At 71.9% G+C, this 22,803-nt stretch carries 25 protein-coding genes and 1 pseudogene; 10 read left to right on the top strand and 16 right to left on the bottom strand.

Annotated elements, in window-relative coordinates:
• Positions 1 to 6 precede the first annotated feature (6 nt).
• Complete coding sequence (locus ACYVLJ_RS26125; RefSeq protein WP_451983393.1) at positions 7 to 189, top strand: hypothetical protein; 183 nt, start codon at positions 7 to 9, stop codon at positions 187 to 189.
• Here the strand turns inward: ACYVLJ_RS26125 and ACYVLJ_RS26120 are convergent.
• The 3 genes and pseudogenes from ACYVLJ_RS26120 to ACYVLJ_RS26110 all read right to left on the bottom strand — a co-directional run.
• Complete coding sequence (locus ACYVLJ_RS26120) at positions 170 to 2,605, bottom strand: glycoside hydrolase family 65 protein (RefSeq protein ID WP_451983391.1); 2,436 nt, start codon at positions 2,603 to 2,605, stop codon at positions 170 to 172. The two genes, ACYVLJ_RS26125 and ACYVLJ_RS26120, sit on opposite strands and share 20 nt — an antisense overlap.
• Positions 2,602 to 3,333 carry an HAD family hydrolase gene (locus tag ACYVLJ_RS26115; RefSeq protein ID WP_460440704.1) on the bottom strand — a complete coding sequence of 244 codons (732 nt, stop codon included), beginning with the start codon at positions 3,331 to 3,333 and terminating at the stop codon, positions 2,602 to 2,604. Before ACYVLJ_RS26115 ends, ACYVLJ_RS26120 begins: the two co-directional genes overlap by 4 nt.
• 109 nt (positions 3,334 to 3,442) lie before the next feature.
• Positions 3,443 to 3,775, bottom strand: a pseudogene (locus tag ACYVLJ_RS26110) (ArsR/SmtB family transcription factor); the annotation flags it as partial.
• Between the two features lie 125 nt (positions 3,776 to 3,900).
• Here ACYVLJ_RS26110 and ACYVLJ_RS26105 point away from each other — a divergent pair.
• Positions 3,901 to 4,407 (top strand): PaaI family thioesterase, encoded by a 507-nt coding sequence (locus ACYVLJ_RS26105; protein WP_451983387.1) that lies wholly within the window; start codon positions 3,901 to 3,903, stop codon positions 4,405 to 4,407.
• Between the two features lie 22 nt (positions 4,408 to 4,429).
• On the opposite strand, the gene ACYVLJ_RS26100 is transcribed toward ACYVLJ_RS26105, so the two are convergent.
• Positions 4,430 to 4,906: a MarR family winged helix-turn-helix transcriptional regulator gene (locus tag ACYVLJ_RS26100; RefSeq protein ID WP_451983385.1), complete on the bottom strand. Its 477-nt coding sequence runs from the start codon at positions 4,904 to 4,906 to the stop codon at positions 4,430 to 4,432.
• Here ACYVLJ_RS26100 and ACYVLJ_RS26095 point away from each other — a divergent pair.
• Positions 4,905 to 5,366, top strand: a complete 462-nt coding sequence (locus ACYVLJ_RS26095; protein ID WP_451983383.1) for a pyridoxamine 5'-phosphate oxidase family protein — start codon at positions 4,905 to 4,907, stop codon at positions 5,364 to 5,366. The genes ACYVLJ_RS26100 and ACYVLJ_RS26095 overlap by 2 nt on opposite strands.
• Here ACYVLJ_RS26095 and ACYVLJ_RS26090 read toward each other — a convergent pair.
• Positions 5,363 to 5,698: a hypothetical protein gene (locus ACYVLJ_RS26090; RefSeq protein WP_451983381.1), complete on the bottom strand. Its 336-nt coding sequence runs from the start codon at positions 5,696 to 5,698 to the stop codon at positions 5,363 to 5,365. The genes ACYVLJ_RS26095 and ACYVLJ_RS26090 overlap by 4 nt on opposite strands.
• Positions 5,699 to 5,885: 187 nt before the next feature.
• Positions 5,886 to 7,043 carry an ROK family protein gene (locus ACYVLJ_RS26085; protein ID WP_451983379.1) on the bottom strand — a complete coding sequence of 386 codons (1,158 nt, stop codon included), beginning with the start codon at positions 7,041 to 7,043 and terminating at the stop codon, positions 5,886 to 5,888.
• A 142-nt stretch (positions 7,044 to 7,185) separates the two neighbouring features.
• Between ACYVLJ_RS26085 and ACYVLJ_RS26080 the strand changes: the two genes are divergently transcribed.
• Positions 7,186 to 7,926 (top strand): DUF427 domain-containing protein, encoded by a 741-nt coding sequence (locus tag ACYVLJ_RS26080; protein WP_451983377.1) that lies wholly within the window; start codon positions 7,186 to 7,188, stop codon positions 7,924 to 7,926.
• Here the strand turns inward: ACYVLJ_RS26080 and ACYVLJ_RS26075 are convergent.
• Both ACYVLJ_RS26075 and ACYVLJ_RS26070 read right to left on the bottom strand, forming a co-directional pair.
• Complete coding sequence (locus ACYVLJ_RS26075) at positions 7,923 to 9,203, bottom strand: carotenoid oxygenase family protein (protein ID WP_460440703.1); 1,281 nt, start codon at positions 9,201 to 9,203, stop codon at positions 7,923 to 7,925. The genes ACYVLJ_RS26080 and ACYVLJ_RS26075 overlap by 4 nt on opposite strands.
• A gap of 1 nt (position 9,204) precedes the next feature.
• Positions 9,205 to 9,765, bottom strand: coding sequence for a hypothetical protein (locus ACYVLJ_RS26070; protein WP_460440702.1), 561 nt, complete (start codon positions 9,763 to 9,765; stop codon positions 9,205 to 9,207).
• 87 nt (positions 9,766 to 9,852) lie between these two features.
• Here ACYVLJ_RS26070 and ACYVLJ_RS26065 point away from each other — a divergent pair, with 87 nt between their 5' ends.
• On the top strand, positions 9,853 to 10,365 hold the full coding sequence (locus ACYVLJ_RS26065; protein WP_451983371.1) for a PadR family transcriptional regulator: 513 nt from the start codon (positions 9,853 to 9,855) through the stop codon (positions 10,363 to 10,365).
• A 30-nt stretch (positions 10,366 to 10,395) separates the two neighbouring features.
• On the opposite strand, the gene ACYVLJ_RS26060 is transcribed toward ACYVLJ_RS26065, so the two are convergent.
• The gene (locus tag ACYVLJ_RS26060) at positions 10,396 to 11,106 is read right to left on the bottom strand and encodes a zf-HC2 domain-containing protein (RefSeq protein ID WP_460440701.1); all 711 of its coding nucleotides are present in this window, start codon (positions 11,104 to 11,106) and stop codon (positions 10,396 to 10,398) included.
• Positions 11,107 to 11,137: 31 nt separating this feature from the next.
• Here ACYVLJ_RS26060 and ACYVLJ_RS26055 point away from each other — a divergent pair, with 31 nt between their 5' ends.
• A complete protein-coding gene (locus ACYVLJ_RS26055; protein WP_451983367.1) occupies positions 11,138 to 11,689 on the top strand; it encodes a sigma-70 family RNA polymerase sigma factor in 552 nt (183 codons plus the stop codon).
• Between the two features lie 51 nt (positions 11,690 to 11,740).
• Here the strand turns inward: ACYVLJ_RS26055 and ACYVLJ_RS26050 are convergent, their stop codons facing one another.
• The 4 genes from ACYVLJ_RS26050 to mgrA form a co-directional block, all read right to left on the bottom strand.
• Positions 11,741 to 13,216, bottom strand: coding sequence for a sulfatase family protein (locus ACYVLJ_RS26050; protein WP_460440700.1), 1,476 nt, complete (start codon positions 13,214 to 13,216; stop codon positions 11,741 to 11,743).
• A 70-nt stretch (positions 13,217 to 13,286) separates the two neighbouring features.
• Positions 13,287 to 14,156 carry an LLM class oxidoreductase gene (locus tag ACYVLJ_RS26045; RefSeq protein WP_460440699.1) on the bottom strand — a complete coding sequence of 290 codons (870 nt, stop codon included), beginning with the start codon at positions 14,154 to 14,156 and terminating at the stop codon, positions 13,287 to 13,289.
• A gap of 16 nt (positions 14,157 to 14,172) precedes the next feature.
• Positions 14,173 to 14,832: a TetR/AcrR family transcriptional regulator gene (locus ACYVLJ_RS26040; RefSeq protein WP_460440698.1), complete on the bottom strand. Its 660-nt coding sequence runs from the start codon at positions 14,830 to 14,832 to the stop codon at positions 14,173 to 14,175.
• A gap of 89 nt (positions 14,833 to 14,921) precedes the next feature.
• Positions 14,922 to 15,950: an aldo-keto reductase family protein gene (gene mgrA / locus ACYVLJ_RS26035; protein ID WP_460440697.1), complete on the bottom strand. Its 1,029-nt coding sequence runs from the start codon at positions 15,948 to 15,950 to the stop codon at positions 14,922 to 14,924.
• Positions 15,951 to 16,013: 63 nt separating this feature from the next.
• On the opposite strand from mgrA, the gene ACYVLJ_RS26030 reads away from it, so the two are divergent.
• On the top strand, positions 16,014 to 16,895 hold the full coding sequence (locus ACYVLJ_RS26030; RefSeq protein WP_460440696.1) for an AAA family ATPase: 882 nt from the start codon (positions 16,014 to 16,016) through the stop codon (positions 16,893 to 16,895).
• Positions 16,892 to 18,259, top strand: coding sequence for a vWA domain-containing protein (locus ACYVLJ_RS26025; protein ID WP_460440695.1), 1,368 nt, complete (start codon positions 16,892 to 16,894; stop codon positions 18,257 to 18,259). Before ACYVLJ_RS26030 ends, ACYVLJ_RS26025 begins: the two co-directional genes overlap by 4 nt.
• On the opposite strand, the gene add is transcribed toward ACYVLJ_RS26025, so the two are convergent.
• The gene (add, locus tag ACYVLJ_RS26020) at positions 18,237 to 19,202 is read right to left on the bottom strand and encodes an adenosine deaminase family protein (protein WP_460440694.1); all 966 of its coding nucleotides are present in this window, start codon (positions 19,200 to 19,202) and stop codon (positions 18,237 to 18,239) included. The two genes, ACYVLJ_RS26025 and add, sit on opposite strands and share 23 nt — an antisense overlap.
• Before the next feature lie 164 nt (positions 19,203 to 19,366).
• On the opposite strand from add, the gene ACYVLJ_RS26015 reads away from it, so the two are divergent.
• Complete coding sequence (locus tag ACYVLJ_RS26015) at positions 19,367 to 19,588, top strand: antitoxin (protein WP_451983351.1); 222 nt, start codon at positions 19,367 to 19,369, stop codon at positions 19,586 to 19,588.
• A 1-nt stretch (position 19,589) separates the two neighbouring features.
• On the opposite strand, the gene recQ is transcribed toward ACYVLJ_RS26015, so the two are convergent.
• The gene (gene recQ, locus ACYVLJ_RS26010) at positions 19,590 to 21,428 is read right to left on the bottom strand and encodes a RecQ family ATP-dependent DNA helicase (RefSeq protein WP_460440693.1); all 1,839 of its coding nucleotides are present in this window, start codon (positions 21,426 to 21,428) and stop codon (positions 19,590 to 19,592) included.
• Between the two features lie 68 nt (positions 21,429 to 21,496).
• On the opposite strand from recQ, the gene ACYVLJ_RS26005 reads away from it, so the two are divergent.
• Positions 21,497 to 21,934: a DUF6314 family protein gene (locus ACYVLJ_RS26005; protein WP_460440692.1), complete on the top strand. Its 438-nt coding sequence runs from the start codon at positions 21,497 to 21,499 to the stop codon at positions 21,932 to 21,934.
• Here the strand turns inward: ACYVLJ_RS26005 and ACYVLJ_RS26000 are convergent.
• Complete coding sequence (locus ACYVLJ_RS26000; RefSeq protein WP_460440691.1) at positions 21,915 to 22,802, bottom strand: SDR family oxidoreductase; 888 nt, start codon at positions 22,800 to 22,802, stop codon at positions 21,915 to 21,917. The genes ACYVLJ_RS26005 and ACYVLJ_RS26000 overlap by 20 nt on opposite strands.
• Position 22,803 lies beyond the last annotated feature (1 nt).

Below are 22,803 nucleotides of genomic sequence, written 5' to 3'. Positions count from 1 at the left end.
GAAGGCATGAGCGAACAGCAGCGCATCCACGCCCACGACGACGAGGACGACGAGCTCCCCAAGCTGCCGACCCCCGGTCGGCTGACGCACGACGTGCCGACCGCGCCGGACCCCGACGTGAGCCCGGGCGGGACCGAGGAGATCCCGGCCCCGCCCGGGCGCGACGCCGTCAGCGACCTACCGGAGTGACGCCGGGCTGGGTGGTGTAGACCTCGCTGATCGGGTTGGCCGGTTCCGCGTACTGGCGCACCTTTTCGGAGTCGCGCCGCATCGGGGCGCGGCCCGGGGGCTGCTTCGGCGGGTCGCCCGCGTCGATCTTCGGGATCGCGAACCGCTGGGGCTCCGCGGTGAGCGTGACGCGCTCGCCGTGGTTCAGCACTTCGAGGGGCTCGCCGTCCAGCACGTGGTAGGTCGCCTGGTCGCGGTCGATCTCCACCTGGAACCGGGTGCCGCGGAACATCAGGCGGAACGTGATCCGGTCCAGCTGCGGCGGCAGCCGCGGCGCGAAGGACAGCGTGCCGCCGTGGTCGCGCAGGCCGCCGAAGCCGGCCACGGCGCCCTGCCAGGCCCCGGCCAGGGAAGCCATGTGCAGGCCGTTGCGGACGTTGTTGTGCACGTCGTGCAGGTCCGTCAGCGCGGCTTCGGCGAGGTAGTCGTAGGCCAGCTCGAGGTGGCCCACCTCGGCCGCGACCACCGACTGCGTTCCCGCCGAGAGCGAGGAGTCGCGCACGGTCCTCGCTTCGTAGTAGGCGAAGTTGCGCGCCTTCTCCTCCGGGCTGAACGAGTCCCCGCACAGGTGCAGCGCCAGCACCAGGTCCGCCTGCTTGACGACCTGCTTGCGGTAGAGGTCGAAGTACGGGAAGTGCAGCAGCAGCGGGTAGTGCGCGATGTCGGTGTGCTCGTAGTCCCACTCGTCGTGGTCGAGGAAGCCTTCCGACTGGGGGTGCACGCCGAGTTCTTCGTCGTAGGGCAAGAACATCGCCTCGGCCGCCGCGCGCCACGAGTCCAGCTCGACGGCGTCGACCTGCAGGTGTGCCGCCACGTCCGGGAACCGCTCGCACGACTGCGCCGCGGCCAGCAGGTTCCGCCGCGCCATCAGGTTCGTGTAGACGTTGTTGTCGGCCACCGCCGAATACTCGTCCGGCCCGGTGACGCCGTCGATGCGGAAGGCGCCGTGCCGGTCGTGGTGGCCCAGTGACGCCCACAGCCGCGCGGTCTCCACCAGCAGCTCGGCGCCGTAGTCGCGCTCGAACTCCTCGTCGCCCGTGGCGTTCAGGTAGCGCAGCACGGCGTCGGCGATGTCCGCGCTGACGTGGAAGGCCGCCGTGCCCGCCGGCCAGTACGCCGAGCACTCGGCGCCGTTGATCGACCGCCACGGGAACGCCGCGCCGCGCAACCCCAGCTGGTGCGCGCGTTCCCGCGCTTTGTCCATTGTGGAGTGACGCCAGCGCAGGGCGTCGCGCGCCGCGTCCGGCATCGTGTAGGTGAGCACCGGCAGGACGAAGGATTCGGTGTCCCAGAAGGCGTGCCCGTCGTAGCCCGGGCCGGTCAGCCCCTTGCCGGCGATCGCGCGGCTCTCGCCGCGGGCCCCGGCCTGCAGGAGGTGGAACAGCGCGAAGCGGACCGCTTGCTGCAGCTCGGGATCGCCGTCGATCTCGATGTCCGAGGTGGCCCAGAAGTCGTCGAGGAACTGGCGCTGCTCGGTGACCAGGCCCTTCCAGCCGGTCTGGCGCGCACCCGCCAGCGCGGCCTCGACCTGCGACCGCAGGGCCGGTACCGAGCGCTGCGCGGACCAGCCGTAGGCGAGGAACTTCGTGATGCGCAGCCGGCCGCCCTTGGGCACGTCGACCGCGACGGTGAGCCGCGCGAGGTCCTCCTCGGAGTGGATGCGGGCGCGGATCCCGTCGTCCACCTCGATCTTGTGGTCCATCGCCGCGGCCATCCGCAGCCCGGACCGGCGCGTCTGGTGCACGAGCACGGCGTTGTAGTCCGACGCGCGGTGGAACTCGCCGACCAGCGGCGAGTTCAGCGCGGCGGCCACCCGGGGGTCGCTGGTGTCGGACTCGATCGGCTCGTTGGCCAGCAGGTCGGACTGGACGACCAGCTGCAGGTCCTCGTCGAGCGGCTCGACCTCGTACCGGATCGCGGCGATCGCGCGCTGGGTGAACGACACCAGCCGCTCGGTGCGCACGCGCACGCGCCGCCCGGTCGGCGACGACCATTCCGTGCTGCGGCACAGCGTGCCCTTGCGGAAGTCGAGCACCCGGTCGTGCTTGGTGGCCGCGCCGTAGCGCATGTCCAGCGGCTCGTCCTCGACGAGCAGCCGGATGATCTTGCCGTCGGTCACGTTGACGACGGTCTGGCCCTCTTCGGGGTAGCCGTAACCCGCCTCGGCGTAGGGCAGTTCGTGCTGCTCGTAGAAGCCGTTGAGGTAGGTGCCGGGCAGCCCGCGCGGCTCGGCCTCCTCGAGGGTGCCGCGCAGGCCGATGTGGCCGTTCGACACGGCGAACGCCGATTCGGTGCGCTGCAGGGCGTCGACGTCCATGCCGCGCCAGCGCAGCTCCCACGGCGAGCACTCGTAGCCGCGGGGTTCTTCTTCGGTCATTGATCCTCCAGCAGGTCGGCGAGGTCGTCGACCACGATGTCGGCCCCGTGGGCCTTGAGCTCGGCGGCCTGGTCGGCGCGGTTGACGCCCACCACGTAGCCGAAATGGCCGGCTTTCCCGGCCTGGACGCCGGACTGGGCGTCCTCGAACACGGCGGCGTGCGCGGGCTCGACGCCGAGCGCCTCGGCGCCGGCGAGGAAGGAATCCGGTGCCGGCTTGCCCTTCAGGTGCCGCTCGCGGATCACGATGCCGTCGATGCGCGCCTCGACGTACTTGCTGAGGCCGGCGGCGTCGAGCACCTTGGCGCCGTTGGCCGACGACGTCACGACGGCGATCCGCAGCCCGGCCGCCTTGACCGCTTCGAGGTAGCGGATCGAGCCCGGATAGGGGTTCACGCCGCGCTCGTCGATGATCTTGAGGACGAGATCGTTCTTGCGGTTGCCGACGCCGTTGACCGTCGGGGCGTCCGGCGGGTTGTCGGGGCTGCCTTCGGGCAGCTCGATGCCGCGCGAGCGCAGGAATTCACGGACTCCGTCGGCGCGCGGGCGGCCGTCCACATAGGTCGCGTAGTCCTGGTCGGTGAACTCGCGGAAGCCGGCCCCGTCCCGGGCGCGAAGAAACTCGTCGAACGTCCGTTTCCAGGCTTCGCGGTGCAGAACCGCCGTGCCGGTCAGCACTCCGTCGAGGTCGAACAGGCAGGCGGTGATGGTCTCGGGCAATCCCGTCATGGGCCGCAGGCTACCGGTCGGCGTCTTTGTTCGCGGGCTTTGCGGGGGTCCGGGTGGCGGAGCCCCCGGCGCGAGGCGCGGTCTCGCTTGTCACAGCGGTCTGTTCGCGGTGGGGACGCACCCGATGGATGAGTTCGTGCACCGTCGCGTCCGCGAGCCGGTACCGGACCACCCGTCCGGTGCGTTGGGTGGTGACGAGCCCGTGCGCCCGCAGCAGCCGCAGGGCCTGTGAAACGGCGGTGTCCGTCATGCCGGTGACCACGGCGAGGTCGGTGACGCTGATTTCGCGGGCGTAGTGGATGGATACCAACAGGGCCAGCCGCGACGGGTCGGCGACGACGGAGAACCGCTGCGCCCACTCGTCGATGACGGCGCGGTCGCCCAGCCCGTCGACCGCCGCGGCCACCCGTTCGGGGTCGATGAGCTTGCGGCCGGGGTCGATGTCCACCCCCGCGATGATTCCACCTCGGGTGCCGGGTCCGGTGGCCTGGGTCACGCCGCGCTTGACGCCGTCCGGTTCCCGGGCGAGGCTGCGATTAAGACAGTCGTCATAATCGAGGAGCCGAGATGACCGACGTGGCCGCCGACGCGCAGACCCGCTCGAAGACCATCACCTGGCAGGACCCGCTGCCGACCGCGCGGCTCGGCGGCACGATGTCCGGTTTCGAGTACCTGACGGCCATCGCGGAGGGCCGCGTGCCCGCGCCGCCGATTTCCGCGCACTTCGGGATGCGCTGGGAGCACATCGGGCACGGCGAGGTCGTCGCGGTCGCCGAGCCGGACGAGTCGCTGTACAACCCGATCGGGATGGTCCACGGCGGCGTGGCGGCCACGATGCTGGACTCGGTCGTCGGCTGCGCGGTGCACACGACGCTCCCGGCCGGCGTCGGGTACTCGTCGGTGGAGCTGAAGGTGAGCTACCTGCGCGCCATCCACGCGGGCCGCGGCGAAATCCGCGCCACCGGGCGGGTCGTGAAGGAGGGCTCGCGGATCGCGTTCGCCGAAGGGGAGATCCGCGACGCCGAGGGCAAGCTGCTGGCGACGGCGTCGGGGACCTGCGTGCTCACGCGCTGAGCGGCTGCCGCGTCGCGGGTGATCAGCGGGGCGGCCGGACGCGCCGGGCGCGGACGGCCTCGTCGCCGCCGAACCGCCCGATGACGGCGGCCAGCAGTTCCTTGGTCTCCTCGACGCGTGCCGCGCCGAATTCCTCTTTCAGTTCGGTTTCGAGGTCCTCGCGGAGAATCCGGGTCGCCTCGACGGCCCGCCGCGCGTGCCCGGTGAGGTGCAGCAGTTTCGTGCGCGCGTCGGCCGGGCCGGGTCGGCGGTTCAGCAGTCCCCGGCGTTCGAGGTCCGCGACGGCTTTCGACGCGGCCTGCTGGGTCACACCCATCCGCTCGGCGAGCGCGGTGATGGACAGCGGCGCGGCCAGGACGTGCTGGATGACGACGCCGTCGTTGAACCGGAGGTCGCCGAAGTCGTTTTCGGTGAGCCGGCGCTGGACCTCGTCGGTCATCGCCCAGCCTGCGAAGAGCGTGACGAGGGAGAGGTCGAGAGTGCTAGGATCCACAACCATGGTTGTGGAATCTAGCAGGGTCCCGGCCGAGCTGGCCGAAGCGTTCGTGCGCGTGGCGCACCGCGTGGTGTGGTGCACGCTGGTGACCGTCGACCGCCGGGGCCGCCCGCGGTCCCGGGTGGTGCACCCGATCTGGGACCTGGCCCCGGCCGGCCTGACGGGCTGGGTCTTCACGCGGCCGACGCCCTTGAAGGTGGCGCACCTGGCGGCGTCGCCGTACGTGTCGTGCTCGTACTGGGACCCGCGGCACGAAGTGGCGGTGGCGGAGTGCCGCGCGGAGCTGCGGGACGACGAACCGACGCGGAAGTACCTGTGGGACCGCTTCGCGTCGGCACCGGAGCCGGTGGGCTACGACCCGAAAATCCTGGGTGGCGAGGACTTCCGTGACCCGAAGATCACGGTGCTGAAGCTGACGCCGTGGCGAGTATCGACCGGCGGCGAAGCCTGGCGAGCCGCTTAGAACAAGCGCAGCTGTCCCCGGAGGGGCCGCGTCCGGGCTGCGCGGTCCGCGCACCGGCCGCAGGTCACGTCGTCGTCGGTCGGCTGGAGCCCGCGGTAGTCCCAGCTGTTCAGGCCGGCCCCGCAGGCGGGCAGCCACTCGCCGGTGACGAGGTGCACGGTTCCGGCGGGGGAGCGGCCCCGCTCGCCGGCGTGGGCCTGACGCCAAGCCGACGGCGGCCCCGGCGGACCGTCGGCAGGGCGGTGGTGGGTGAGCCGGCTTCGGAACGCCGCCAACGGTTCGCGCCGCGCGGGCAGCGCGAACAACGCGGGCGGATCGGCCTCCGGATCCATGGAGTCCACGGTCGCAGGCGTGATCGCCGCTCGGCTACCGCCATCCCGGGCACGACCCGGCGGTCTACCCGGGTCGCCGAAGAAGCTGCCGAGGATCGCCTCCTCAACTGAGGCGGTCCAGGGAGACGGCGAACCCGTTGAGGTCGCGGAGCACCTCATCGACGGGCGGCGAAGCCTGGCGGGCGGCTCAGGCCGCACCCACGCGGCGGTCGAACACCAGCCCCTCGGCCGCCCGCAGTCCCACGCTGATCGCCCCCGTCAGGACCGCGTCCTCGCCCAGCTCGCCCTGGACCACCTTCGGGACCAACGGCGTGAACGCCCTCAGTGCCCGGTCGATCGGCTCCAGCAGCAGGTCGGCCGCCGTGCCCATGCCGCCGCCCAGGACGATCAGCTCCGGGTCGATCACCGCCGCCACCGAGGCCACCGTGTACGCCAGGCGGTCCGCCTCCGCCTCCAAGGCCCGGCGGGCGAGTTCGTCGCCTTCGCGGGCCAGGCGGAAGACCTCGCGGGCCGACTTGGCCGTGCCCAGGCCGAGTTCCCGGGCGCCGCGGACCACCGACTGGGCCGCCGTTGCCTCTTCGAGGTGGCCGCGGGCCGGTGGGGCGCCGTCTTCGGAGGACGAGCGCGTGCGGCCGTACGGGAGGTAGCCGATCTCGCCCGCCGCGCCCGTGGCGCCGCGGAACACCCGGCCGTCGACCATCAGGCCCATGCCGACGCCCGTGCCGATCGTGATGCAGCCGAACACCGACGCTCCGCGCGCGGCGCCGCTTTCGCCTTCGCCGACTGCCGTCAGGTTCGCGTCGTTCTCCACCATCAGGTCCGGGCCCAGCGCGGCTTCGAGGTCGTCGATCAGGCCGGCGCGGCCCCAGCCCGGCAGGTTCGGCGCGTGCCGGAAGCAGCGCTTCTCCGGGTCGGCGACGCCGGGGGAGCCGACCACGCGGACAACGATGTCGGCGGCCGTCAACCGGGCGTCCGCGACGGCCGAGGCCGCGATCTTGCCGACGGCCGTGACCAGCGCCGCGCCGGAGCGCGCCGAGTTCCGCTCGTCGCGGCGCGCCACGATCGCGGCGCCGAGGTCCGCCACCGCGACGCGGATGTGCTCGCGGCCGATGTCGACGCCCAGCACGTAGCCCGCGGTCGGGTCGGCCTCGTAAAGCACCGCCGAGCGGCCGGTGCCGGTCGACGTGTGCCCGGTCGGGCGCGCCAGCCCGGCGGCTTCGAGGGCCAGCAACGCCTGGCTGACCGTCGGCTTCGACAGCCCGGTGTCCTTCGCGACCTGCGGCCGGGTCGCCGGGCCGCTGCGGCGCAGCAGGTCGAGCACCGCCCGCTGGTTGATCTTGCGCATCCCGGCGGGGGTCCCGACCGTTGGAGCATCTACGCCGGCCACCCGTGCCCGCCTCCTGTCGTCCTCGTTCTCCCTGCCACGCTAGCCGCCCGCACCCCGGTTTCGCCGGAATACGTCCGCTCCGGGACCGGTTGACCGCGGTATGAGCACTCCGGTCCGCGGCCGGGTCCGCGTGGCACAAGGCGCGAAACGGGTACGCGTGTTCCTCGGCGGGCAGGTCGTCGCGGACACCGTGCACCCCCTTCTGGTGTGGGAAGTCCCGTACTACCCCACGTACTACTTCCCGCGCGCGGACGTCGTGAGCGGCGTGCTCGCCCCCTCCGGGCGGACGTCGCACTCGCCCAGCCGCGGAGAAGGTGTTCTGTCGACGATAAAGGGTGACCGAGCCGAGGCGGTGGATGCCGCGCTGGAATACCCGGATTCCCCCATCGAGGAGCTGCGGGGCCACGTCCGGTTCGACTTCGCCGCCTTCGACTGGTTCGAAGAGGACGAACAGATCTTCACGCACCCGCGCGACCCCGGCGTCCGCGTCGACATCCTGCCGAGCTCACGCCACGTCCGGATCGAGGTCGGCGGCGTCACCGTCGCCGACACCGTCCGGCCGCACCTGCTGTTCGAGACCGGCCTGCCGACCCGTTACTACCTGCCGCGCGTCGACGTCCGGATGGACCTGCTCGCGAAGATCGACACCGTGACGCACTGCCCGTACAAGGGCGCGGCCGACCACTTCGACGTGGCCGGGCAGGCGGATCTCGCCTGGAGCTACCCGACGCCGCTGCCGGAAAGCGAGCGCGTCGCCGGCCTGGTGGCGTTCCTCGACGAGAAGGTCGACGTCTTCGTCGACGACGTCCGGCAGGAGCGGCCCAAGACGAAGTTCGCCTAAGCGTCCGGCAGCCAGTTCCCGTGGAAGCCCGCGGGAACGCGCTGCGGCAGGTGGACGGTCGCCACGGGCGCCGCGGCGACGTTCCCGGCGTCGAGCACGACGAGGTCGCTGCGGTCCTCCGCCGCGTCGTAGACGTAGGTGAGCAGCCAGCCTTCGCCGTGCTCCGCCGGGACGAACACCGCTTCGCCCGGGATGTGCCCCGCGCCGAAGACGTGCTCGGTGGCCGTGCCCGCGTGCAGGTCGTAGCGGCGCAGGACGTCGTGGCCGGTGACGTGCCCGAAGCGCGCGTCGGACCCGGCGAGCCGGTCGTCGATGCGGGGGAACTCGCCCGGCCGGTCGTCGAGCCGGTCCTCAGTGACCGTCCCGGCGACGACGTCGACCGTCCAGCGCCACAGCGACGCCGGCGGGTCGTCGTGGCCGGCCCACCACTGGTGGTCGTAGCGCATGACGTGCACGACGATCCGGCCGTCCGGGGTGTCGAACGCGTTGAGCGTGTGGAAGACGTAGCAGGGCTCGATCTCCAGCCAGCGCACGCCGGCCTCGGGCCGGTCGCGGCGGAGCACGCCGAGCCGGGCGCCGTAGGCCGCGTCCCACGCGTAGGGCATGCCCTTGCCGACCGCCGCCCGGTCGAACACGACCGGCAGGTCGTAGAACACGGCGTGCGCGGCGGTGAGCGCGAAGTCGTGCATCATCGTCAGCCCCGGGACGTCGATGGGCTGCTTGACGACGAGCTTCCCGGCGGCGTCGGTGCGGTAGTAGCTCACGTGCGGCGCGGTGATGCTGCCGTAGCCGAAGAAGTGCAGTTCGCCGGTGGCGGGGCAGATCTTCGGGTGCGCGGTCATCGAGTCGGCCAGTTCGCCGTGGAAGTCGTACGCACCCACGGTTTCCAGGTCCGTCGTGATCTCGTACGGCAGCGACGACTCGACGAGCGCGAGCGTGCGGCCGGCGTGGCTCACCACGTGCGTGTTCGCGACGCTGGCGTGCAGGTTCCGGGTGCCGTCTTCGTGGTACAGCTTGAGGTCCGGGTCGTCGAAGCTGTCGGTGCGGACCCAGCGGTTGCGGTACCAGGCGGCGCGGCCGTTTTCGAGCCGGACGCCGTGGACCATGCCGTCGCCGGTGAACCAGTGCTTGCTGTCCTCGCGCGGGTTCGGCCCGTTGCGCAGGTACCAGCCGGTCAGCTCGGGCGGCAGCGCGCCGGAGACGGGCAGGCCGAACGCGGTCAGCTCGTCGTGGACGGGGGCGTAGACCCCGCTCAGGTGGAAGTCGCTGGTGGTCATGTCAGGCGGCCTTTTCGGCTCGGGCGCGCACGATGCGCGGGTAGCGGATGGTGAAGGCGACGGGCACGGCGAAGCCGAGGACCTTGAGCGTGATCAGCGCGGCGGTGGCGTGCGGGGCGAAGTTCAGCAGCGCGATGCCGGCGAGGCCGGTGACGGTGAAGCTCGCGGCCCACACGAGCGTGATGAGCACGTTGACGCGCTTGAAGATCGGGTTGTCCCACAGCTCCGGCGGCGTCATCGTGCGCGCGATGCCGAGGGTGAACGGCTTCCCGAGGGCGAGCGAGCCCCAGGCGGTGAGCGCCAGCCAGGCGTCGGTGAGCGCGCCGGTGTAGGTCTTCAGCGGCGACGCCGGGAAGGCGAACGCCGTCGCCGTCAGCAGGGCGAAGAACGCGAGCGCGCTCCACTCGATGATGAGGGCGTCGTTCTTGCGGCCTTCGCGGCGGGCGAGCAGCAGGAGCGCGGCCGAGATGACCAGCCCGGTCAGGCCGGACCAGCGCCAGTCGGCCTGCGTCGCGACCACGGCGAACGCGATCCACGGAAGGAAGCTCTTCAGGTAGTTCATGCCGTTCTCCCCACATTCCAACTTTGACATGTCGAAACTAGAAGCTTCTAGTTGGACATGTCAAGAGTGGAATGTCAGACTGGGGGCATGAGCCTTCGACACGCGGTGCTCGGGATGCTGGCCGACGAGCCCGGCAGCGGCTACGACCTGCTCAAGCGGTTCGAGCGGGCGATGGCCAACGTCTGGCCCGCGACGCAGAGCCAGCTCTACGGCGAGCTCGGCAAGCTGGAGGCGGCGGGCATGATCCGCGTCCTGGCCGAGGGCCCGCGCGGGCGCAAGGAGTACGAGATCACCGAGGCCGGGCTCGAGGAGCTGCGGCACTGGCTGGTCGAAGTCGACCCGGGCGGCCCGCCCCGCAGCGCCGGCTTGCTGCGCGTGTACTTCCTCGGCTCGGTTTCCCCGGCACAGGCGCGCGGCTACGTGGCATCGATGGGGGAGGCGGCCCGGGTGCGCGAAGAGCGGCTGGACGAGCTGGAGGACTCGATCGACTGGGGCGAGGACAACCAGTCGCTCTACGGACGGCTGGTCCTCGAGTGGGGCAAGCGTTTCTCGGCGATGCAGCGCGAGTGGGCCGAGTGGGCGGTCAAGCAGATCGAGTGACTTGCGTATAACGCCCTACACGGCGTCGCGTCAGGCCGCGTGGCGGCCGTGGGCCTGACGCCGGAAGGGCCGGGGCCGCGGCCGTCCCGTCGCCGGGGCGTCCACAGTGGACCCGCCGACGCCGGTCCCGTCGTCGGCCGTGGCCGCGGGAAGGGGCGCGTGCCGATCGCGGTGCGCCCGGTGCACCGCCCACAGCAGCACCAGCCCCGCCACCACGAGCACGTGCGTCGCGAGCCGGGCCACCGTCACCTGCCCGGCCGCCAGATCACCCGCCGACAGGACGAGCAGCACCCCGACGAACCCGGCCAGCAGCGGCAGTTGCCCGCCCGCCGTCCGGGGCCGGAAGACCGCGACCAGCAGGCCGATGCCGACCGCCATGTTCCACGCGCCGCTCTCGTGGTCGAGGTGGACGACGCCGTGCGCGTCCAGCAGCTGCCCGAACGCCAGCCCGAGCTGGGCGATCGCCACGACGGCCAGCGCGATCCGCAGGCCCCAGCCCTCGCCGGACGGCGCCGGCGTGCGCTCGAGGATCGCCGCCGTGAGGTCCGGGACCCGCGGCGCGGGACGCAGCAGCATCTCGCGCCGGAGGTCGGACGCGCGCGCGAACCACGCCCGGCACGCCGCGCACGACGTCAGGTGCTCGTCGGGCGACGCAGGCTCTTCTTCGCCGTCCAGCCGGGCCGAAAGCGCTTCGCGGCAGTCCTCGCACCTCATCTCCCAGTAGTCGGACGGCGGACGCATTCGGTTCCCGATGACTGCTAGGTTCCGGACCATGACCCGCGGTGAGGACGACGAACGCGGCACGGCCCTGGCGATGGCGGCCGGCCGTGGCGATCGGCGTGCCCTTGAGGAGTGGGTCCGTGCGACCCAGGCCGACGTCTGGCGCTTCCTCGCGCACCTCACCGACGCGGCCCAAGCCGACGACCTGACGCAGGAGACCTACCTTCGCGCCTTCGGCAGCCTTCGCCGCTTCGCGGGACGCTCGTCGTCGCGGACGTGGCTGTTGTCGATCGCGCGGCGGGTCGTCGTCGACCAGATCCGGGCCGCCGGGGCGCGGCCCAAGCTGGCCGACACCGACTGGGAATCCGCCGCGGACCGCGCGAGCGGCACCGAAGCGGGCTTCGAGGAGCTCGTCGAGCTGGGCCTGCTGCTCGACGGCCTGGACCCGGAACGGCGCGAGGTGCTCGTGCTGACCCAGGTGCTCGGGCTGTCCTACGCCGAGGCCGCCGACGTCTGCGGCTGCCCGGTCGGCACCGTCCGCTCCCGCGTGGCCCGCGCCCGCGAGGACCTGATCCAGGCCCGGCGGGCCCAGGGCGCCGGCTGAACCAGCCCGCTACGAAGCCGACGTCCTGTTCCCGGAGGCCGCGTACCTGCGTCAGGGCAGCAGGTGGTCGGCCGCCGCGCAGGCCTGGCTGCCGTGGCAGTTCTTCTGGGCCTGCAAGGCGTTGTGCAGCTGGGTTTTCCGGTCGGGCGGCAGCGTCGCCGCGGTGTTGTCCAGCTCGTCCGGGTCCCGGGTGCGGTCGTAGAACTCCGTGGTGCCGTCGGTGTACTCGACGTAGGTGATCGCCGGCGTGCGGAGCGCTTCGTACGTCGTCGGGTTGCCGCTGTTCTTCGCCGGCATGTCCGGGTCGGTCGGGTCGGTGTCGGGCCCGTGGTGCTCGACCAGGGACGCGGTCCGCCAGCCCGGCGCCTGCTGCCCGGTGAGGAGCGGGACGAGGCTGCGCCCGTCGGTGGCCGGCGGGGGCGTGGCGCCGGCCAGCGACTCGAACGTCGGGGCGAGGTCGATGTTCGCCGCCGGGTTCGCCACGGTCCTGCCGGCCCCCGTACCCGCGCCGGCGGCGATCAGCGGCACGTGGACGTCGGTGTCGAACGCCGTCATCTTGCCCGGCGTCAGCCGGTGCTCGCCCATGTGGAAGCCGTTGTCGGAGCTGAAGACCACGAGCGTGTTGTCGGCGACGCCGGCCTTGGTCAGGGTCTCGCGCAGCGAGCCGACCATCCGGTCGACCGACTGCACGGCCTGGACGCGCTTGCGGAAGTCCGTGTCGATGCCGGTCTTTTCCTTGTCGGTCAGGGGTTCCCGGCCGGCGAGCCACGCGGGCGGGTTGGCCGGCAGCGTGTCGAACGCGGGCGTGCGCGGCGCGGTGAGGCCGGGGAAGGCGTCCTTGTCCTGCGGCGCGGGGGTGTAGGGCCCGTGCGGCGCGAAGGTCGCGACCTCCAGGAAGAAGGGCTTCTTCAGCTCGGTGGACGCCGAAACGAAGCCGCCGGCCTTCGCGGCCAGCACGTCGGTGAGGTAGTCCTGCGGGGCCTCCCCGTGGTGGGTCAGGTCGTGGTTCTCGTTGAGGGTGTAGTCGTATTCGGGGTAGCCGTTGCCGGCGACGTCCCACTCGTCCCAGCCGGGCGGGACGTAGTGCTCCTGACCGTCCACTGTGGCCTTCGGCTGGTAGCCGTTGAGGTACTTGCCCATCATGCCCGTGCGGTAGCCGGCGTGCTGCAGCTGCCCGGCGAAGGTGGCGGATTCGTCGCCGCGCTTGTGGAAGGTGCCGAACCCGCCGTCGTCGCCCCCGTTGGTGAACACGCCGGTGTCGTGCGGGAACTCCCCGGTGAAGATCGACGACCGCGACGGGCAGCACAGCGAGTCGGTCACCGTGTAGTTCGCGAACGTGGTGCCGTCACGGGCCAGCTTCCGCACGTTCGGCATGTACTGCACCAGGTTCATCGCCAGGTCGTCGGTCAGCACGAACACGATGTTCGGCTTCGCGGTCGCGGCCTGGGGTTCGGCGGTGCCGCAGGAGACCGCGGTCAGCCCGAGTGCGACGACCAGCGTGGCGAGCGACTTCCGTGGCGTGACCATGGTTTCACGGTAACGCCGGTTCGCCGCGCGGAAGCTGAAGATCCGCTGAAGATCATCGGCGGGCGCCGGTTCACGCGGCCATCAGCTCGCGCGTGCGGGCCTGGTCTTCGGCCGGGCCGAACGGCATCACCAGCAGTTCGGTCGCGCCCGCGTCTTCGAGGGACTTCACCTGACGGCGCACGGTTTCCTCGTCGCCGATGATCGCGCTGTCCGAGGCGCGTTCGTAGCCATCGCGGTCCAGGACCGCCCGGTAGGCGGGGACGGCCGCCGCCGCGCCGTAGGTGTCCTCGACCCACGCCCGGCGTTCGTCCACTTCGGACGTCACGCAGATCAGCTGGCCGGAGACCACCCGCCGGTCCGCGCCGAGCGCCGGGACCACGAACTCGCCGATCGCGCGCGGGCCCGCCCACGTCGTGATCACGCCGTCGGCCAGCTCGCCCGCCAGCCGCGTCGACCGCGGGCTCACCGAGCCGACCAGCACCGCGGGCGGGGCCGCGCCCGGCGTGGTCAGCCCGCCCGCCGCCGTGAGCGATTCGCCGTGCACGTCCGCCTTTTCCCCTCGCAGCAACGGGTTCAGCGCTTCGAGGTATTCGCGCAGGTGCCGGATCGGACGGTCGTAGGAGTACCCGAACTCCTGCTCGACGATGAACCGGTGGCTCAGCCCGACGCCGAGGTGGACCGGCACGCCGGTGGCGGCCTGGACGGTCAGTGCCTGGGCGGCCATCGTGATCGGGTGCCGCGGGTAGGTCGGCACGACACACGTACCCAGCGCGACGCCGGGAGCCGCGGCGCCGAGCGCGGGCAACGCCGTGAGGGCGTCCCAGCCGCCGCGCTGGGCTAGCCAGAGCGTGGTGTAGCCGAGCTTCACGGCTTCGCGTGCTTGCGCGGTCATGGCGTCGAAGCCGACGCCCAGCTCGTCGATCAGGATTCCGGTGCGCACGGTGTCCTCCCAGTGGTCAGTACGCGCGCTCGAGCTGCTTCCGGTCGAGCGCGACGGATTCGGTGAAGAGCGCGAGGACCCGCGGCGCGACGGCGCGCAGCTGCCTCGTCGAGACGGTGAGCGGTTCGAAGGCGTGCGCGACGGTGTCGGCGATCAACCCCGGAGGGTGCGCGGCGAGGAGGAACCCGTGCAGCACGGCCTGGTAGGCGACGGCGAGTTCGGCCGCTGGGCGGTCCGTACGGAGCAGGTCGTTCGCCGCCAGCAGTTCGAGGTATTCGACGAACGCCTCGTCGTGGCGCGGGTCGAGCTTGGCGTGCAGCTTCGGGAGCAGCTTGCCCAGCGTCTCGGTGTCGTCGGCGTACCCGGCCCGCAGCAGCGGCCGGCCCAGCACGTTCGCGTACTGGAGCTCCGTCAGCCGGGACAGCCGGGCGGCGAGCGGATCGGCTTCGAGCGCCCGCACGAGGTCTTCGAGGCTCCGGACGGACTCCCGCAGGAGCACCGTGAGGAACAGTTCCTCACGGTTCTTCCAGTGCAGGTAGACGGTCCCTTTGCCGACGTCGGCGCGCTCGGCGACGTCCTCGACGGTCGTGCGCCGGTAGCCCGCCCGCAGCAGCAGGTCGGCGGCCGCGTCGAGGATCCGCTCGGCCCGTTCGGCGCGGTCTTCGGCAGGAGGCATGCGGCCATCGTATGACCAAATACGAAATCTGGTCAAACGTTGGGACAGAAGAACGGCGAGGTGCGCCGGGCACCTCGCCGTTCCGCCGCTCAGGCGTCCGACGAACGCTTCCAGAGGTTGATGTCCGCGTCGGTGGCGTGGCCGTCGATCTCGGTCAGCTCCTCCGAGCCGAAGTCGAGGTTGCCGAGCGCGCCGACGTTGTCCTCCAGCTGCTTGACGCTGCTCGCGCCGATCAGCACCGACGTCACCCGGCTGTCGCGCAGGGCCCAGGCCAGCGCCAGCTGGGCCAGCGACTGGCCGCGGCGGGCCGCGATGGCGTTGAGCGCGCGGACGCGGCCCAGCCGGTTCTCGTCGAGGGTGTCCGGGTCCAGCGACTTGCCTTGCGCCGCGCGGGAATCCGACGGGACGCCCTTCAGGTACTTGTCCGTCAGCAGGCCCTGGGCCAGCGGCGAGAACGCGATGCAGCCCGCGCCGGCCTCCTCGAGGGTGTCGAGCAGGCCGTCCTCCTCGATCCAGCGGTTCAGCATCGAGTACGACGGCTGGTGGATCAGCAGCGGCGTGCCGAGCTCGCGCAGCAGGCGCGCGGCCTCGGCGGTCCGCTCCGAGTTGTACGACGAGATCCCGACGTAAAGCGCTTTCCCGGCGCGGACGGCGGCGTCGAGCGCCCCGACCGTCTCCTCCAGCGGTGTCTCGGGGTCGAACCGGTGCGAGTAGAAGATGTCGACGTAGTCCAGGCCCATCCGGCCGAGGGACTGGTCCAGCGAGGACAGCAGGTACTTCCGGGAGCCCCATTCACCGTAGGGGCCGGGCCACATGTCGTAGCCGGCCTTGGTGGAGATGACCAGCTCGTCGCGGTAGGGCTTGAAGTCCGTGGCCAGCAGCCGGCCGAAGTTCTCCTCCGCCGAGCCGTAGGGCGGGCCGTAGTTGTTGGCCAGGTCGAAGTGCGTGATGCCGAGGTCGAAGGCGCGGCGGGTGATGTCGCGCTGGGTCTGCAGCGGCCGGTCGTGGCCGAAGTTGTGCCACAGCCCGAGCGAGATCGCGGGCAGCTTCAGCCCGGAGCGCCCGCAGCGCCGGTAGGGGATCGTTTCGTATCGGTCGGAAGCCGCAACGTAGGTCACGCGGCCGATGCTAACCCGCCGGTCGGGTACGCTCCTGGTGAGCGACCGCTTAGGAGGTCAGTGGTGGGCACCGGATTCTTCACTTCCGTCGACGACGTGTCGGCGAAGCTGGCCGAGGCCGGCTACCTGGCGTCCACGGCCGTGGCGACCACGGTGTTCCTCGCCGACCGGCTCGGCAAGCCGCTGCTGGTCGAGGGCCCCGCGGGCGTCGGCAAGACGGAGCTCGCCAAGGCTGTCGCCCAGGTCAGCGGTTCGCGGCTGGTGCGCCTGCAGTGCTACGAGGGCATCGACGAGGCCCGCGCGCTCTACGAGTGGAACCACGCGAAGCAGCTGCTGCGGATCACCGCCGGCCGCGACGAGACGTGGGAGCAGGCCCGCACCGACATCTTCGGCGAGGAGTTCCTCCTCCGCCGCCCGCTGCTCACCGCGATCTCGTCGGACGAGCCCACGGTCCTGCTCATCGACGAGACCGACAAGGCCGACATGGAGGTCGAGGGCCTGCTGCTGGAGGTCCTCGGCGACTTCCAGGTGACCGTGCCCGAGCTGGGCACGATCACCGCGACCCGCGCGCCGTTCGCGGTCCTGACTTCGAACGCGACGCGCGAGCTGTCCGAGGCCCTGCGCCGCCGGTGCCTCTTCCTGCACATCGACTTCCCCGACGAAGAGCTCGAGCGCGACATCGTCCGGCTCAAGGTCCCGGGCATCGACGCCGCGCTGGCCGATTCCGTCGTCCGGGTGATCGCCGCGCTGCGCGCGATGGACCTGCGGAAGCTGCCGTCGGTCGCCGAGACGATCGACTGGGCGCGCACGCTGCTCGCGCTCGGCGCGTCGACGCTGGACGAGCGGGTCGTGCGCGAGAGCCTCGGCGTCGTGCTCAAGCACCAGGACGACATCGCCAAGGCGGGCGCCGGACTCCAGCTCGAACAGGTCCTGGACGCGTCGTGACCACCGGCGTGCCGGAGCGCCTCGCGTCGTTCGTCCGGGCGCTGCGGGCCCAGGGCATCCCGGCCGGCCCCGCCGAGACGGTCGACGCCGCGGCCGCGCTGGAGGTCCTCGGCCTCGACGACCGCTCGCTCGTCCGGGAGGGCCTGGCCGCCGCGCTCGTCCGGCGGGGCGGGCAGCGGGCGGTGTTCGACGCCGCGTTCGACCTGTACTTCCCGGCCGGGATCGGCGCGCCCGAGCGGGCACGCGAGGACCAGCCGTCGACGCTGGAAGAACTCCGGGAGGAACTGGCCGCCGCGCTCGCCGACGGCGACCAGCAGGCCCTCGCCCAGCTGGCCGGGCTCGCCGTGGAGATGCTGGGCCAGTACGGCTCGGCGTCCGGTCCCGGCGGCGGGTTCTCGGCCCACCAGACCCTGGAGCGGCTCCAGCCGCAGACGCTGATCGCGCGGGTGCTGGCCGCGGTGCGCGGCGGCGGCGCGCCCGGCGAGTTCACCGACCGGCTCGACCGCGACGAGATCCGCCGCCGCGTCGAAGGCTTCCGCGGGCAGGTCCGCACCGAGGCCCGTCGTCGCGCGGCCGAGGTCCGCGGCCGCGAGCGCGTCGCCAAGCACGCCATCGCGCCCGCCCCCGACCGCGTCGACTTCCTCATCGCCAGCCGCAAGCAGCTCGCCGAGCTGCGCCGGACGATCCAGCCGTTGTCCCGCAAGCTCGCGACGCGGCTGGCGGCCCGCCGCAAGCGCACCACGCGCGGGCAGATCGACCTGCGCCGCACCCTGCGGCGGTCGCTCTCGACCGGCGGCGTGCCGCTGCGCCCGGCCTACCGCCACCGGCGGCCCGGCCGGCCGGAAATCGTGCTGCTGTGCGATCTTTCCGGGTCCGTGGCCGGCTTCGCGAACTTCACGATGCTGCTGGTGCAGGCGCTGCGCGACCAGTTCGGCAAGGTCCGCGTGTTCGCGTTCGTCGACAGCGCGGACGAGGTCACCCACCTGGTCACGACCGGCGTCGCCGACCCCGAGCACCTGGGCGCGCGGATGCTGTCCGAAGCGGCGCTGGTGCGCTGGGACGGCCACAGCGACTACGGCGGCTCGCTGCGCCAGTTCACCGAGAACTGGCTCGACGCGGTCGGCCCGCGCACGTCGGTGCTGATCCTCGGCGACGCCCGCACCAACGGCGGCGACCCGAACCTCGACGCGGTGCGCGAGATCAAGGCCCGCGCCCGCCACGTCTACTGGCTCAACCCGGAGCGCCGGTCGCTGTGGTCGACCGGCGACTCGGCGGCCCTGGAGTACGCCGAAGTCGTCGAAATGCACGAGTGCCGCACGGTGCAGCAGCTCTCCACGCTGGTCACGCGCCTGCTGCCGGTGTGAGCCACGCGTCGATGTCCGCGAGGATCTTCTTCTTGGTGCTCTCGGGCGCGAAGGACGCCCGGACGCTCGCCCGCGCGAAGTCCGCCATCGCGGTGTCGTCGTAGCCGAAGGCCGCCTGGACGCGGGCGTACTCCTCGGCGAGGTTCGCGCCGGTGACCGACGGGACGTCGGTGTTGAGCGTGACGGTCAGCCCGGCCTCGACGAGCCGGGAGAGCGGGTGCTGTGCCAGGGAAGGCACCAGGCCGAGCGTCACGTTCGAGGACGGGCAGACTTCCAGCGCCAGGCCCCGGTCGCGGACTTCCCGGACCAGCGCCGGGTCTTCGAGGACGCGGATGCCGTGCCCGAGCCGCTCGGTGCGGCCGACGCCCAGTGCCTCGCGGATGCTGTCCGGGCCCGCGTCTTCGCCGGTGTGGTGCAGCAGGTGGATTCCGGCTTCGCGAGCCTTGCCGAACACCTTCGCGAAGGGTCGGAGCGAGTGGTTTTCCTCGCCGGCCATGCCGATCGCGAACACGTCGTCGTACTTCAGCGCGAGGTCGAGGGTGCGCTCGGCGCGTTCGACCGAGCGGCGCCGCGAGTGGTCCAGCACCACGCGGCACTCGAGCCCGGAGAGTCCTTTGAGGACGGATTCGAGCGGCATTTCGAGGTCGCCCAGGCGTTCCCCGTGCGAGGCCGCGGTGAACGTGACTTCGGCGTAGCGCGTGCCCTGGGCGGCTTCGTCTTCGCAGTACTCGCGGGCGATGCGCTCGAAGTCTTCGGGACGCTGGAGGCAGGAGCGGATCAGCGCGTTGTAGTCGGCGAAGGCGCGGAAGCCGTCGAACACCGGTGGCTCGCCCGGGACGGCGACACCGTTCGCTTCGCCGAGTTCGCGCAGCGTGGCCGGCCGGATCGTGCTCTCCAGGTGGACGTGCAGGTGGGCCTTCGGCAGGGCGGCCAGGTCGCGCATGATCGCGAGCCTAAAGGCGCGCCAAGGCGGCCCGCGCGGCATTTTCCGGACCCGTCACCGGCCCGTCACGCTCCGCGCGCAGGTTTGGCGGAGGTCACACGGGGAACCTCCGGGTGGTTCGTCCGCGTTGTCAGGATGACCGCTACCGATGAGGGAGGACCACCGTGGCATTCCTGCGCAAGCTGACCGTGTTGGCCGGGGCCGCGGGCGCGGCCCGTGCCTACGCCAAGAAGAACCCCGAAAAGGTGAACGAGGCCGTCGGCAAGGCCGCCAAGTTCGTCGACGACAAGACCAAGGGCAAGTACCACGAGCAGATCGCCGGCGCGGTCCGCAAGGTCAACTCCGTGACCGGGCCGAACGGGCAGCCGGGGCCGGCCGCCCGGTAGGTCACCCGTCCGACAGCGTCTCGAGGACCCCCTCGCCGTACTTGGCGAGCTTGTTCTCGCCGACGCCGCTGACCGTGCCCAGCTCGGCCAGCGAGGACGGCCGTTGCGTGGCGATCTGGCGCAGGGTCGCGTCGTGGAAGATGACGTACGCGGGCACGCCCTGCTCCTTCGCGACGCCCGCGCGCCACGCCCGCAGCCGCTCGAACAACGGGGCCGCCTCCGCGGGCATGTCCGCCGCGGCGGCGGCCTTCTTCGTGCTGCGGACCTTCGCCGCCGCCGCCGCGCGCTCGGGCTCGCGGCGCAGCATCACCTGGCGGTCGCCGCTCAGCACCTCGGCGCTGGCCTCGGTGAGCACCAGCGAGCCGTAGTCGCCTTCGACGGCCAGCAGGCCCTGCGCCAGCAGCTGCCGCACCACCGCGCGCCACTCCGGCTCGCGCAGCTCGGTGCCGATGCCGAACGTCTTGAGCGTGTCGTGCTGGAACTGCGTGACCTTCGGCGTGGTCTTGCCGAGCAGGATGTCGGTGACCTGGCCGGCACCGAACTTCTGCCGCCGTTCGTTGCGCAGCCGCACGACCGTCGACAGCAGCTTCTGCGCCGGGATCGTGCCGTCCCAGCTTTCCGCCGGGTTCAGGCACGTGTCGCAGTTGCCGCACGGCTCGGACTTCTGCCCGAAGTAGTTGAGGATCTGCACGCGCCGGCATTCGACCGTCTCGCACAGCGCGAGCATCGCGTTCAGGTGCGCGCCGAGCCGGCGGCGGTGCGCTTCGTCCCCCTCGGACGTGTCGATCATCTTGCGCTGCTGCACGACGTCCTGCAGCCCGTACGCGAGCCACGCGGTGGACGGCAGCCCGTCCCGGCCCGCGCGGCCGGTCTCCTGGTAGTAGCCCTCGACCGACTTCGGCAGGTCGAGGTGCGCGACGAACCGGACGTCCGGTTTGTCGATGCCCATGCCGAACGCGATCGTCGCCACCACGACCAGGCCGTCTTCCCGCAGGAACCGCGACTGGTGCTTCGCGCGGGTGTGCTTGTCGAGCCCCGCGTGGTACGGCACCGCCGGAATCCCGTTCTGCACCAGGAACTCCGCGGTCTTCTCGACCGAGTTCCGGGACAGGCAGTAGACGATCCCGGCGTCACCCTGGTGCTCGGTCCGCAGCAGTTCCAGCAGCTGCCGCTGCGGGGAGTTCTTGCCGACGATCCGGTACTGGATGTTCGGCCGGTCGAAGCTCGCGACGAAGTGGCGGGCTTCGTCGAGCTTCAGCCGGGTCGAGATCTCCTTGTGCGTGGCCTCGGTCGCCGTCGCGGTCAGCGCGATCCGCGGCACGTCCGGCCAGCGCTCGTGCAGCGACGACAGCGCCAGGTACTCCGGCCGGAAGTCGTGGCCCCACTGGGAGACGCAGTGCGCTTCGTCGATCGCGAACAGCGAGATCTTGCCGCGGTCGAACAGCCGCCCGGTGGACTCCATCGAGAGCCGTTCCGGGGCCAGGTAGAGCAGATCGAGCTCGCCGGCCAGGAACGCCGCTTCGGTCTCCTGCCGGGCCGCGTAGTCCTGCGTGGAGTTGAGGAAACCCGCGCGGACGCCGGCGTTGCGCAGCGCGTCGACCTGGTCCTGCATCAGCGCGATCAGGGGCGACACCACGACGCCCACGCCCGGCCGCACCAGCGACGGGATCTGGTAGCACAACGACTTCCCGCCACCGGTGGGCATCAGCACGAGCGCGTCGCCGCCGGCGATCACGTGCTCGACGATCGCCGCCTGGTCGCCGCGGAAGCTGTCGTAGCCGAACACGCGCTGGAGCGTCTCCAGCGCTTCGGACACGGTCGCGAGGTCGGTGTCTGCCACCCGGCCGACTATAGAGCGGGGGTCCGACAGTTCCGGCCCGGCCCGCCGCGGGGTGGCAGACTGGACGCGTGGAGTACTGGCCGGTTCCCGATCTCGTCGCGCATTTCACCGGCGAGTGGCGCTTCGATCGCGAAATCCGCACCGCCGACGGCGATCCGGCGGGCGACGTCACCGGTACCGCCACCTTCACCGAGGAGGACGGCGTCCTCGTCTACCGCGAAGCCGGCGAACTGCGGCTCGGCGGCTACACCGGCCCGGTCACCCGTGAGCTGCACTACCGGCCCACCGCGCCCGGCCGCGCCGACGTGCACTTCGACCACGGCGGCTACTTCCACGCCGTCGACCTGCGCGCCGGGCACTGGGACGCGGACCACCCCTGCCGCGACGACCTCTACCGAGGCAGCTACCGCGTGCTCGACGCGCGCCGCTGGCGGCAGGAGTGGGCGGTCCGCGGCCCGGCGAAGGACCACCTGATCGTGACGCGGTTCAGCCGGCTGCCGGGCTGAGCAGGTCGCCCAGGCCGATCCGGCGCAGGAACTCGCCGCGGATCCGGTCGCCCACCTCGGCGACCAGCCACCCGCCGTCGTCGGACGGGTCGACGTGCACCCGGAACGGCCGCTTGCCCTTCGGCAGGTCCACCACGCGCGCCAGCTCGTCGGCGACGACGGCGACGTCCGCGTCCGCCGGGGTGATCTCGGCGAGCTTCGCCGCGACGTGGTCGGTCAGGCCCGCGTAGCGCTCTTCGTAGGCCTTCGCGACGGCCTCGTCGGCCGGGTGCCCGGAGTGCGGGAAGTGGTTGGTGCCCGAGGTGAACGCGCCGGGCACCACGATCGTGGTGTCGATGCCGAACCGGGCGACCTCGGCGGCGTAGCTGACCGCGAGGCTGTCCATCGCCGCCTTCGCCGCGAAGTACGGCGCCAGGTAGGGCGGGGTGCCACCGCGGACGCTGCTGCTCGACACCCACACGAGCAGCCCGTCGCCCTGGGCACGCAGGTGGGGGAGGGCGGCGCGGTTGACGCGCTGGGTGCCGATCGCGTTGGTGTCGTAGATCTGCGCGAGCTGCTCCGGCGTGAACGCTTCGGCCGGGCCGAGCACCATGTGCCCGGCGTTGTGCACCACGACGTCCAGGCGGCCGTGCGCGGCGACGACCGACGCGATGGCGGCATCGGCCGAGTCCTGGCTGGACACGTCGAGTTCGACGCTGCGCAGGTCGACGTCGTGGTCCTTCGCGTACGCGGCCGCGGCGCCGACTTGCGGGGCATTGCGGCCGCCGGTGTCGCGCATGCCGGCGTAGACGGTGTGCCCGGCGCGGGCCAGCGCCCGGGCGGAGAGGGCGCCGATCCCGCTGGAGGCGCCGGTGACGACGATGATCACG

It is taken from the genome of Amycolatopsis stemonae, assembly GCF_054781455.1.
Note: the sequence above shows the minus strand (reverse complement) of the source record. Positions and strands in the feature narration are given on the sequence as shown.